At 42.0% G+C, this 13,959-nt stretch carries 6 protein-coding genes; 1 reads left to right on the top strand and 5 read right to left on the bottom strand.

Annotation, left to right across the window (positions count from 1 at the left end; all coding sequences use genetic code 11):
• Nucleotide 1: 1 nt before the first annotated feature.
• On the bottom strand, nt 2-6,331 hold the full coding sequence (locus NE668_RS05300) for a two-partner secretion domain-containing protein (protein WP_227037577.1): 6,330 nt from the start codon (nt 6,329-6,331) through the stop codon (nt 2-4).
• A gap of 145 nt (nt 6,332-6,476) precedes the next feature.
• Nucleotides 6,477-8,339 carry a ShlB/FhaC/HecB family hemolysin secretion/activation protein gene (locus tag NE668_RS05305; RefSeq protein WP_227037576.1) on the bottom strand — a complete coding sequence of 621 codons (1,863 nt, stop codon included), beginning with the start codon at nt 8,337-8,339 and terminating at the stop codon, nt 6,477-6,479.
• Nucleotides 8,340-8,562: 223 nt separating this feature from the next.
• Between NE668_RS05305 and NE668_RS05310 the strand changes: the two genes are divergently transcribed.
• Nucleotides 8,563-9,741, top strand: coding sequence for an MFS transporter (locus tag NE668_RS05310; RefSeq protein ID WP_227037574.1), 1,179 nt, complete (start codon nt 8,563-8,565; stop codon nt 9,739-9,741).
• A gap of 123 nt (nt 9,742-9,864) precedes the next feature.
• Here the strand turns inward: NE668_RS05310 and dcuC are convergent, their stop codons facing one another.
• From dcuC to NE668_RS05325, 3 genes are all read right to left on the bottom strand, one after another.
• The gene (dcuC, locus tag NE668_RS05315; RefSeq protein ID WP_227037572.1) at nt 9,865-11,118 is read right to left on the bottom strand and encodes a C4-dicarboxylate transporter DcuC; all 1,254 of its coding nucleotides are present in this window, start codon (nt 11,116-11,118) and stop codon (nt 9,865-9,867) included.
• 231 nt (nt 11,119-11,349) lie between these two features.
• Nucleotides 11,350-12,594 (bottom strand): M20 family metallo-hydrolase, encoded by a 1,245-nt coding sequence (locus NE668_RS05320; protein WP_227037570.1) that lies wholly within the window; start codon nt 12,592-12,594, stop codon nt 11,350-11,352.
• A 62-nt stretch (nt 12,595-12,656) separates the two neighbouring features.
• Nucleotides 12,657-13,952, bottom strand: coding sequence for an amidohydrolase (locus NE668_RS05325; protein WP_227037568.1), 1,296 nt, complete (start codon nt 13,950-13,952; stop codon nt 12,657-12,659).
• Nucleotides 13,953-13,959 lie beyond the last annotated feature (7 nt).

Consider the following 13,959-nt stretch of genomic DNA (forward strand, 5'->3'; position numbering starts at 1 on the left):
ACTAACTTACAGAAAAATCATATGTAGTTTTGTATGCAAACGTTCGTCTATAACCTGATTGTTGTAAAATATAGGCCGCTTCATAAATTCTTGGGTATTTAATCCATTCAGCTAAAATTTTACCATGATCCCAATTATCAATTATAGTAATAACTGCTCCATTATATGCATTACCATTTTTAAATGTTGTTATTGTTGAAGCACTGCCTAATGCTAAGGCTGCATCAGCTCCATATCCATAAAAACTATGAGAATTAGTATATGTTGGCATATTCTCTGTGGTGTTGCGAGACTCATATACCGCATCTGATACTATATCTAAATTCATAGAACTATATTGTTGTGATCTAAAAATCTGATTTATTACCGAGTCGGAGCCAAATGTATAAATTGGATAACCGTGCTCAGTATAATCTACAGCAACAATACCATGTGCATTAGGATCTTCATCTAAGAAAAACCCAAGTAAGTCTCTGGCTACTGGCGTGATCTCAAATTTCTCAGCATTATTATATGCATATACCAAATCATTATAAGCTTTTTGTATATCTTCTTCACTATAAGGATTCCCTTGAGCAATCTGATCTAAATATTGTCTATCAAATAAATTTTTAAAAGCATTATATTCATTTAATCTAACATCTTTTGCATGTTCTGTTAACTCTAGATTCCACTTAGTCCCATATTGTGCCTCAGCAGCCCCAGTAATAACAGGTTTTCCTAATCCCGCATTTACTACTGCCCCTACACCGGCACTGAGCCATTGCGCCACAGCAGGATTAGTCTTGGCCACTTTTTGAATGTCACCAATTAATGCCTCATTGGTAACTCCAGCATAAAAACCGCTGCCCGCTTTATTACCGGCAACTCGAGCAGACACTTCCGCCACTACACCATGAGCAATCGCTTTAGCCACTTTCTCTTCTTTAGTTTTCGGTTCCCAATAATGCAATTGTTCAAATGCATCTTTAGCAAAAAGTCGGGCTAATTCCTGGCGTTCCTCTACTTTCTTCTTATCAAAAATCTTGTCCAGTTTATTTAGACTATTAGCGGTATCTCTAGAGATCGAACGTATATCTACAGATTCATCATGTACAGTTATTGTACCATCAGCAATAGCAGATTTGGTAGTGCTATGTGCGGAATCCTTAGATTCCGGTAATAATTTTGGTAAAAGTCCTAACGAATTATATACCGCATCTTGTCCCGCTTGACTCAGCGACTTAAAGTTTCCTATATGGTTATAACTCACACCGGTATTCTTCGAAGAGTACTCAGCCGTATTTTCTATATCTTTCATAACTAAGCGACCGGTAGATACTGTATTCTTTTCTGCAGCAGCTTTACTATCTATAATGGCCCCTTCTAATGTGGTAGTGCCTTTTGTAGTAATTGTATAACCATCCTTACCGGCAAAGATACCGGCTTGTTCTGTTACACTGGCATAGTTACTACGCGTATCTCCTTTAGAATGCTCACCGGAGATACTACCTAATTGAGTCCCATTTGTAGAAACACTAAATCCCGTATTTTTCTGTTTTCCTACATAAGTCTCTTTATCTTGTAAACTTTGAATATATAAATTACCGCCTACGTTAGCAATAACTCTATCACCTTTGACTGTAGAGCCGATTACATTCGTATCGTTACCGGAAGTCATATTAACCGTATTAGCTGTTATTCGAGAAGGCGCGTATGATACTTTCTCGGTATTTTCTCGTTGCATACCTTTATTATAGTTAGCATCAAATCCTAACACACCGCCACCATTCACACTTATATTCGCTCCTACGGACCAGCTTTTTGTATCATTATTTTCTGTTTTACGACTTGTATTAGTTGCGGCTTGTAGATTAATCGTATTATCAGCTATTACATCAACCGTCTTACCTTGTATCGTTTCACCTATAGCGGTTATCGTTCCTGTATTCGGTACATTAGATTTAGCCAACAAGGAAGTAGTATTATTGGATATAATCTTACCACCTGCATAGTCTCGATTGTGTAATTCAGTAACACTCTTGCTGTAACTGGAGCCAATACCGACATGAATATTAGCCAGCCCATCCTTCTTAGCACGCTTTTGTGCTTTATATTGAGACTGATCCCCCTGTATATCAGCCATTTCATTAAAACCTGCCTGATACTCCTGGGCACCTTCTACAGCGAACTTGTCACGCATTCCTGTTACAGTCTTAAGTTGTTTTTCAGTTAACTGTCCGGATGATGCCAACCGATCGAGTCTCGCACTGAAATCCATTTTTTGCAGTCCGGAATCCATTAAACTATCTGCATGATTAACAACATTAGCCGGCGTATACGCCCTATATTCGTTAACATTAGTAAGACCTTTACGTAGTTCTTTACCGGCCTCTACATATTCTAAGGCTGCCAATCGTTTGTCATGTCGATCTTTTCCTTTTTGTTGCAACGCATACGCACCATTAAGCGCCGATGCGATAGAGCCCCCTAGGCTTACAGTTAAACCGGATGTTTTAACTTCATGTGTCTGTTTTATATCAGCCGTATTATGTTTACCGTCAAGGATCATCTCCGGCGCCTGTACCGTTGCATCTGTACCTGCTAATATAGAAGCGCTTGTCAAATGAGCGGCCTTATTCGCATGAATCGCAACCTGTCCTTTAGCTGCCCCAATTAACGTTTCCACCTGATTCGTATATTTTCCATCCAGTGTATCCGTTACTTTTTTACTGCCTATGGTAAAGCCTATACCGGCACTCATTAAACCTGTTTTCTTGCTGTGTTCATAGATATCATCGCGCTGTCTTTCTTCACCGGAATCTGTGCGTACATCATGTCCTGCCGTAATATTTACATCCTTCGTCCCTAATACATTGGCCCCTGTTAAGGACACATCATGGTTGGCTTTCATATCGACAGCATTGCCACCGATGGTTGAAGATAGAACACCCGTATGCTCATGGTCAGTACGTAGTGTACGCACTGTTTTAGATAATAAACTCTTTTCCTTATACTTAATACCATATTCATCACGGCTATAGCTTTCACCGGCTGTCACATTCACATCATGACCGGCCGCAATAGTCGTTGTGCCTTGCTCACTATTCACGACACCGTTGCGAACAGATACATCATGTCCAGCACGAATAGCCACATCACCGTCACCTAGAATTGTTGTCCCCAATTCAGTACGACGTTCCGTACGGTTATAATTATCGCTGTTAACGGTCATATCTTTTTTCGCAGCCAGCTGTTCCGTACCAAGATTCACATCATGGCCGGCCGTAATATCCATCGTTGTATGAGAGCCACCATGAACCAACGCACCTTTGAGATGTACATCACGATTCGCGGCGATAGATAGTTGTCCTCCCGGTTCAGATACGCCGACCGTACCTTGACGAATGACCACATCCTGATTCAACAACGCCTTGACACGAGCGCCCACATTCACATCTCGGCCTGCACGAACTGCTACATTGGAATTCCCATGTATAGCTCCGGTAGTATTCACATCCTGCTTCGCTGCAACCGCCACAGTACGTCCGTCAATCGTACCGGTATTATGGATATTCTGTCCATTCAATACAATGGTATCGGCGGTCATCACACCTTGATTGTGTATATCCGCATCTGTATCGCTTACAATCGCCCTACCGCTGATGAGACCTCCCATAGCATCCAAACTCTTGGCGGATTGTTTTGCTAAATATACTTTTGGATAGAGGACTTGCTGTTCTTTACCATTGACAAGAATCGTTTTCGTTTCGAGCCATACCATATCTGTTGTTATGGCTTGCATTTGTGCATCAGACAAGGTAATGCCCGGCGTTAAATTAAATTGTTTACCATACGCAATCCCCTCCTCAAGAAGGGCTTTGTACTCCACCTCATTATCTGAGTAACCGGTCAAATATTGACGACCGGTAGCAGCGAGTATCTGCTGATTCACCAATTGTTGTTCATAAAGCCCGTCGCCTAAGCGCTTAAGACGACGTTCAGGATCCTGAATAAGGGCATCAATCATATATTGAGAGGATAAAAATTGTTTACGGTCTGTGAAAGCCGGATCAGTCTCTACCAATGCATTGGCGGTAATCTCCGGATGAATTCTGTATAGTGACTCCGTAGGTAATGACAGCCCGTCAATCATACCACTACGCTTACCATTTCCTTTTCCTAAACCATACGGATCTAAACTATCATTCACCTTAGCAATGGTTGAAGTCGACAATACATCCTCCGCATGGTCTTTGATAACACCAATAGGTTTAACATTCTGTTCGGTAATAGACGGAGTCATAAACACTTCGGCATTCCAAGCGCGACGACGTTTATGACCTATACCATGCGACTTTCTTACCCGCCTAGTATAACTTTCCTGCGTTGTACCTGTAGAAATCGTTTTCTCACTGACTTCATCAGATTGATTATCTATCGCACCGCTAGTATGTACAGTTCCCCCGGCTACGATACGACTATTTGTATTATGGATAGCTCCGGATACAGTCATATCACCTCCACTGCTGATAACTCCAGGATCATCATGAGTAATATCTGTATGCGTATGTTCAGTTTGACTACGAATAATGGTGAACTTATGAACACGATTTTCCCCTTTATTCAGTTCTTTGTTATACGCTTCATCCTTTTCACTATGTACCGGTATAACACGAGGTGTACCGTATCCACTGCTATCATCGGCATATGGGAACTCCGATTTATCAAATACTTGCCCTTCCAGTTTATGATTCGGATCATTCACTTTAAGCTTATCCGGATTCTTAGTCACATCGTCAGAAACTCTTTTAGCCCCAAACGCCGCATTCTCATTCTTTACCACAGGCGCATCAATTGTCATGGCCCCTGCGGACTTAATGGTAGCACCGGTATTCGTCAAGTCCTTTTTAGCTGTCACACGCATGGAGCCACCGCTATATATAAGCCCTCGGCCTTCATTTGTTACATGCTTCGCTTCAACATCGACTGCTTTACGTCCTGCTATAGTAGCTGACTTATGTGTTGCAAACTCTGTTTCGATAGTGTTCAACTGTATTTGTGCATCATCATATGCTTTTGTAAGATTTTGAATGCGTTGTTTGTGAGCCTCTAACTCTTCTTGCGTTTTGTACCCGGTTATATCCGCATTCCATTCATCATCAAGTGCTTTCTTTGCCGCTTTTAATGCGTCTCCAGCTGTATGATAGCGTACTTCTAATTCACGATTTGTATGGTTATTCACCTGATTCGCTTTAATAGATACAACATCCCCATACACACGTCCACCAGCATGATTATCTACCGTACTCGCTTGCACACGTGTAGTATCGCCAGAGTTAATAAGACCTGCATTATCTACCGTCGTTTGACTCTCTACGGTAGCGTTTGAATCACCTTGTATAATTCCAGATTTCCCTACTGTAACAGCTTGTCCTGATATAGCTGTATTACCATTACTCGTCACGCCACCACTAACAACAATACGTCCATCACTGGTAATATTCGTAGCTTTTGCAGCACTGACGACACCTTTCACATTCACACCCAGTCCGGTATTACTACCCTTCATGGTAATAGCATTGGCATACATGCCACCGATAGCCGCCACATCCAAGCCAACTTGATTGGATGTGCCTATACGTTGTGTATCTAACGTATTCGCATCCACAACATTCTTACCGGTACGGATATCCGCCTCATTGGCCCATACACCGGCATTAATGTGGGCCGCTTCCGTTAGAATTTGTAATGCATTAGCCCCTTTAGCGTTTAACCCTTTTCCATTAACCGATACGGCACCTTGTTCTACACGATAAGTTTGAATATTACCGTCCGCAGTAAGCTCCGGTTTCCCCGTCGTCAATACAGCACGATCGGTATTAATAAAACCGCCACCATCAACACTGATGCCATTCGGATTCGCTACCACAACAGATGCCTTTTGTCCAGCTACCTCAAGAAAGCCTTTCATAGCAGTTGGATTTGTAGATGTTACCTCATTAAGAATCACACGTGCCGCACCACGAGCCATATTAGCATTACCCGGTACATAACCGGCGAGCACAGTGTTGGACATGCCATATGAATTATTTAAAATAGTCCCGGACTCAGGAACATTAAACTTCGTATAATCGTTGCGCGATACACCGCCGGCCGTGGGCCCTGTTACATTAACTAACGTCACCCCATTAGCGGCTTGAGTAACTTGAGCCTGCCGATCTTGAGGGGCCTGGCGGTCCACTTCAATCGGATGTTCAGCATATGAAAAAGGCATCACAAGAGGATCGACAACCAACAATCCCATCGTGAGCCATATAGCAATTTTATATTGTAATGATTTCTGTTTCATACAGTTCTCTTCTCCACACATAATAACACACTATACGTTATATATCATGGCGGCATACACTATAGCATACCGCCAGTTCAAAACACATAACAACTACTGAACAAGTACAATTGCATTCACACATATACAACTATATTGTCAATGCTTAGAATCGAATACCGGCTTGGAACCCAGTCGTTACATGATCAGTTACATATCCGCTCGGTTTATATAAAGGGACTCCAACAAAAGCATCATAAAACAAACCGGACTTAAATTGACCGCGTATACCTAATGCTGTACCGGCTATAAATCGTCCTGTTAATATATCCGTACTAGGCCCATATACTGCACCGAAATCTAAATTAACATATACACTGGAATGAATACGAGGAATATAGCTAGCCACTTCATTCCGTACATACCAACCGCTTTCACCTAAAAGCGTTCGTTCCCCATCAAAACCTTGTACTGTATAGCGATTCCCAATACTCATCATATCTCGAGAAAACAACCGCTTACCGCCTAAGGTCCATTGTCCGTGAAAGGATGTAGTAATGCTGGCCGGACGATGTCCCCACCGACGTGGTATTTGATAATCTACATCGGCAAGAATTTGGGTAAATCGAGTGCTAGGTGCACCGCCGCCAAAATCAGGCTGGGAACCGAACCAACCTACACCTTGCTTTACACCTACACGAGAATATAATGTATTTTGCTTTATATAGCGCCGTTCCGACACCCCCACTTCCACAGCGGCCGTATCAGCTCGTTGTACAGCAATATCCACATCATTAATGTAATTATGTGAATTACGTTTGCTGATACTTATATCCCAACTCCGTTTAGTCGTTCGAGCACGATGGAATACATGCTGCCAAGTACCTCTAACAGATTTCACTCGACTGGAACTAATCACAGGCCCCACTATAGACTGAATCGATTGATGATACGATAAGTTACTATATCCGATACTAAAGGTATCCTTACCACGTGGAATAGAATAGCTGATGCTATGGTTTTTCGTCCCCTTTACATACCCTTCATTGGCACCATCATGATTCGCACTGATACGCAATACATCGTTTGCATTAAAAAGTCGATCAATACTAATCGCCGCATTCCATTGCAGTTTACCCGTATCCTTCATCCCCGAGTCATCCACAGAAATAACACCATGAATCGGTGGGCGTTTCGTTGTTTGTAAAACAATACGGGACGATAGCGGTCTCATTCCCGGCTCCAACTCAATCGCCACATCTTGAGAGCCGATTCGTTTCATCTGTTCCAGCCCTTGTTCAATATCCCGAATATTCAATATATCTCCTGGGCGTAATGGAAACGCATTTTCCCATGGTAAATGGGGACTCTTTTCTTTATATACGACAGATTCGATACGACCTACCTGCAAATTAAACTGTAACTGCCCTGATGCTAACGACTGTGCAGGAATGCCAATTCGTGACGTGATATACCCATGAGAAACTAATGCCATATTTAACCGTTCTGCTAATGTATTAATATCCTCAACAGTCATTTTCTGATTGACAAATGGACGTGCCGTTTTACTCAGAAATGAAAACTCCTTAGGTACATCCAGAACTAACGATGTACGCTGCGCTTCATAAAATAAAGGACCTTTAATCATGCGCGTACTTGCTGGGACACTGTTATCCAGGAAAGTTGTGGTCTCCATTGTGGAGGCCGTAATAGAATCACTTGATATAACGGTTTCCTCATGTATCGGCTCCTTCACAATACGAATATGAGACACAAAAAAAGATGGTCTTACCTGTACTGGCTGCTCTGCCGGTATAGTATGACCATCTAATGATGTACTTGATGCTGCTATAGTATGCATAGCATCTTCTTGTACATGTATACGTTCTTCTCCTAGCCGCGCCTCTCTCGCTATCTGTTCTTCTTTTGCCCGTTCCAACGGTTCCATTTGGTCCATAGTTTGTGCTTGTATGGATAATGGAAAACTCATTACAGCTGTAATTCCCAGCAATAGTTGTCTATATTTCATAAACACGCTCTTTCTATAATTACTGTATACACATTCTGTACTTATTATATGGTGATTATTTCATGAAATCAAATGAGATATACATGAAGTTACATTTATATAAATCTCATCCATTGATATTGTTTTCTCTTAAAAGATAGTAGTATACTGACAATAAATGTATCATGAAGATATTTCAATACATCCACACATATTTACCATTCAATACTAAAGGAGGATCCGCATGGAAACGTGGAAACGTACGGTGTATATAAGTTTAATATGTGTATTCTGTACATCCTTTGGGGTGAGCCAATTAGCACCTATTCTCCCTCTATATTTTCATGATTTAGGTGTGCAAACTCCAGAGGCTATGTCTCTCTGGTCAGGTTTAGCTACAGGTGCAACGTATTTGATTGTTTGCTTAGTCGCACCATTTTGGGGTCGAATAGCAGACAAAAAAGGTCGGAAAATTACATTAATCCGTTCAAGTTTTGGTATGGCCTTATGTAATCTATTAATCGCCTTTCAGACAATACCAGAAGGAGTTGTTCTCATACGTCTCATTCAAGGCCTTGTTAGTGGCTTTTATAGTGCAACTATTACACTTATAGCCTCTGAAACGCCTATTGATCGCACTGGATGGGCTTTAGGTTTATTAGCATCTGCGAATCTAGCAGGCTCACTAATTGGACCTCTGATTGGTGGCTATTTAGCAGATAGTATTGGCATACGAAACGACTTTATCCTTGTAGGCATTCTAATGGGTATATCAGGTGTACTAGCTACCGTATTTATTCACGAAAATTACAAACCTAAAGCAACTGTAGAAAAATTAACGCTTTCAAAGTTAAAAGAAAAAATACCAGAATTCAACAGCATTGTAGCATTATGTATTGCATCCTTTATTTATGCTATATGCATCATGTCCTTACAACCTGTTATCTCCGTATATATCAAAGGTATTGTTCCGAGCAACACTGAAAATCTGGCATTTATTGCAGGCGCTGTCTTCTCAGCTATGGGTATTGCTCAATTGATAAGTAGTTCACCGCTCGGTAAATTAGTTGATAAAATTGGGCCTCGCAAGGTATTAGTCGTATCTCTTATTTATGTAGGCTTATTTAACATCCCTCAAGCCTATGTTACTGATGTTTACCAACTAGCACTTATTCGATTTTTACAGGGCTTCGGCCTAGGTGGTATGTTACCGGCATTAAACACCTATCTCTCTTCAAAAACGCCTCGTGAGTTTACGGGACAAGTATTCTCCTACAACCAATCAAGTTTATTTCTTGGCTATTTCTTAGGTGCTGTCGGTGGTGCAAGCCTAATGGCTTGGCTAGGTTTTACTACCTTATTCTGGGTAAGTGGTGGTCTATTTGTAATCTCTGCCCTTTGGATTGGTTTAAAACTTAAATAATACATACATAAAGCAAAAGAAAACCCTTCTATGTATCTGATTGGTAAAAGTTATATGCTCACGCATATGACTCAATCTAATCAGTACTAGAAGGGTTTTATTTTACAATATAGTTTTATTAGACTAGAGTAACAATAGCATAATGACTACTGTCGCAATAATACAAGGCACGGCATTGCGTTTCGCCATTTCCATAGGGTTAATACCTGCCAGTCCTGCGATGATGATACCTGCACCCGCAACAGGACTCATACTACGACCGATACCAGCACCGATTTGAGCCATGGATCCAAGTTGCATAATACCATAACCAAAGTCTGCAGCATGAGGTGTGACAGCACCGTTAAAGGCAAGAGCTGCTGCATTACCAGAACCAGAGATAACAGCCAATAAGAACGGACCAAAGGCTGCTCCGATTTGAGCGATTTGTTGAGAGTTCTTCATACCATCGATGAGCGCACTTGTAAGTCCAATAAGTTGCATCCCTGCTGTAAAGCATGCTGCTGCAGCCATAAGGCCCACTACATCACACATACCATCTCCAGTACCGCGGAAGAACTTCTTAACAGCTTCTGCCACATTAGGACGCACGGCAATGATGCCAATAGCAGTACCGATGAGCATGGATACAGGAACAGAGATTTCTGGGATCACCGCCACTTGTTTACTACCTAATACAAGTAATACAAGAGGAATAATAGGAATGATTGCATAGAAATAATTTACTTTGAATTCTTTGCCTTCCTCTACAGTATCGTTTTTCATTACATACCCTGTATGCTCCTTCTTAACCATAGCTACAATATTAAGCAAAATAGCGGCTACTACGATACCGATAATTGCTTGCATGGAGAAGCTCGCAATAACTGTCATTACGTCTACCCCCGCCAGTTGTGCCACTTGAGGGTTGAACATAAGGCCTGGACTCAAGGAGCTACCCCATGTACCTAAGAAGATAGCAGAACCAGCCATCGCTGGATGTACTCCAGAACGAATGAGGGCAGGAATCAATAGCGCACCTACGGCCGCCGCACAGCCTGCCGCTGTAGGTAGTGCAATGTTGATTAAGAATGTAATAATAACGGCACCTGGGATGATGATTTTAGTCATCTTTTTGAGGCCTGCAGAAATGAAATACACCATATGCTCCGTACATTTTGTATATTCCATAACATAGCTAAAACCTAACACCGTACAGATTGTAGGCACAAGGCCTGGATTTGTAAGTTCTTTCACAAAGGCCGTCGTACCAGCGCCAAGCTGCCCACCAATAAAGCACATCAGTAAGCCCGATAATAGTAAAACGAGCCGTGTTTCAAACTGTTTAATAATAGCGATAAACGTCGCTACTACGATAACAATACCTGTAATAACCATAACTCTCCTATCCGTGTACATAGGATGCAAGATAACTATATCCCCTCAATAAACGCTTTACACCCAATACACAACTAACAACACTAAATACAATAATCCTATCTATTTCTTACACCTAATAGGCCTAACTATAGTAAAAGTAATCACTTAATTATATACAGTATAACTATATAACTATATAACTATATAACTACTTATCTATATAACTACATAAATACATAAAGAAGTATATTAAACAAGCTTTGTTTCTTCCAAGCTAAGTTTTCTAAGTACCTTGTCAAGCACCGCTGCACCCGTTACAATATCATCCATTTCAGCAAATTCTGCAGGATTATGACTGATGCCATCACGGCATGGAATAAAGATCATTCCCGTCGGAACTACCTCCGCCCAATGCATCGCATCATGACCGGCACCACTCGGTATTGTCATGTACTCCACACCGACAGACTTAACAGCTTCTTCGATTTCTCGAATCATCGCCGGGTGCATCTCTACTGGATGGTCCTGTGCAATTGTTTCAATTGTATACGATAATCCACGTTTCTCGGCAGTAATGTCAATAAATTCTTTAACAAGAGTAACTACAGAATTACGAGCTACCTTAGAAATACTGCGAATATCTACCCCTAGCTTTACAGCACCAGGAATGACATTCATCGCCCCTGGCGTAACCTCCACAACGCCAACAGTTCTCACCACGGGTGGTTCCTCTTGCGTAGATGCAATCTCCTCGATGCCGAGGATGATTTTTGAGGCTCCACATAGGGCGTCATGACGCAAGTTCATCGGCGTAGCGCCACTATGATCGGCATTGCCCCGAATGGTCACATAGAATCGCTCTGGCGCTGCAATACCAGTCACAATGCCAATCGTTTTCTGTTCGTGCTCCAGTACCTTTCCTTGTTCTATATGAATTTCTGTGAAGGACTTTACAGGTCGTTTATATTCCATTTCTTCAATCCCATCGGGATTTAAGTTGCGACCTTTCAATGCTTCGTACAAGGAAATTCCTTGTTTATCTACCAATCGGTGTAAGTCTTGTAATCTTAATTCACCACGCATGGCCTTACTACCTAGTGTAGCATTCCCAAAACGACCGGACTCTTCGCACATGAAGGATACCACAGCGATGGTATGGTCATGTTCATAACCATCGTCAGTCATGCTACGAATTACTTCAATAGCAGATAACACGCCCACCACACCATCGTAATTGCCTCCATTGGGTACGCTATCTGTATGAGACCCTACCATAACAACTGGTAAATCTGGTTTCTTACCAATCTTATAGCCAATGACATTACCAAAATCGTCTATTTCAACGGATAAACCCGCATCAGTCATACGATCTATAATATATTGACGCCCCTCCCAGTCTGCATCTGTGAAAGCAAGGCGATTTATGCCCTCACCAGGTGTTGTCAATTGGGCCATAGCATCAAAATCTTTAACTAATCGCTCTCGTTGAATCATATAACACCTCACAATCTATTACATCAATTACTGATAAACCATATGGTGCTAGTCAGTAAGCCTTATTTTAAATAGTGAGCAGCAATTGTCCCCAACGCTACAATACCGTTTAACATATCCTCTTCATCGATATCAAAGAGCGGATTGTGATGTGGCGCTTTAATAGCAGAACCTACTACCATGTAGGTTGCTCTACCGCCGCGATCAATGACACGGTTCAAGAAGTACGCACAATCTTCACTACCGCCACCGCTGTAATCGAATGGGACCTCTTTAAAGATACCAAGTGGTTCCACGATAGCTTGTACTTCATGAGCTAAATCATCGCTGATGCGACCTGCCGGAGTTTCTCCTTGTTTTGTGATTTCAAAGGTACAATCATGCATTTCTGCAGCACCTTTAATAATAGTCTTCGACCGTTCAATCATGTAATCATTGATTTCTGTAGTGGCACCACGAGTTTCTAGTTTAAGAACCGCCACATCAGGTGTCACATTGCGGCCTGTACCGCTTTCAAAAACACCTACATTCATGCGAGAGGCGCCTTGACTATGACGAGCGATGGCTTGTAAGTTAAGAACCGCTGTACAGCCGGCGAGCATTGCATTTTGTGCCTTTTCTGGAGAGCCACCAGCATGAGCAGAATAACCGTGGAATACCGCATCAAGTTTTGTAGTGGCTAAGAAGCCATGATCACTACATGCAAAGCAATTGGATAATTTTTCGTTAAACCCAATATGCATGCCAAACATCAAATCCACATCATCTACTACGCCCGCTTCCGCCATTGCTTTAGCACCGCGTACACCTTCCTCTGCTGGTTGGAAGATAAGTTTAATAGTGCCGTTGAATTCATCCTTGTGAGTAGCCAAGTATTCGGCAAGACCTAACCCCATTGTCATATGTGCATCATGACCACAAGCGTGCATTGCCTTATCGTGACAAGAACGGAATCCTTTCTTTGTAGGCACATGGCTATCCTCTTTAGCTTCGATGACATCGTTAGAGTCCATATCTACACGAAATGCTACTACAGGGCCTTCACCACCGAAGTTCATAGTTGCAACAATGGCCGTTTTACCATAGCCCATCTTTTCTACAAGCTCAAGATTTGCACCTTCTTCGATGGCTCGATCCATAGCAGCTTTCATGACCTCATCACTAGGCAAGCCCATGCGAGAGTCCAAATCGAGTACATCTGCGCCTAACGCCACATCATAGCCCAAAGAAATAAGCCTATCCGCCACTTTCGCAGCAGATCGATACTCAAGCCAAGCAGGCTCAGGGTACATATGAAAGTCGCGACGCATAGTGATTAACGCATCGCGTCGTTGTTGCACAAAATCTTTTACAGACATAAATACC

This window comes from Veillonella parvula, assembly GCF_024461875.1.
Taxonomy (GTDB): domain Bacteria; phylum Bacillota; class Negativicutes; order Veillonellales; family Veillonellaceae; genus Veillonella; species Veillonella parvula_I.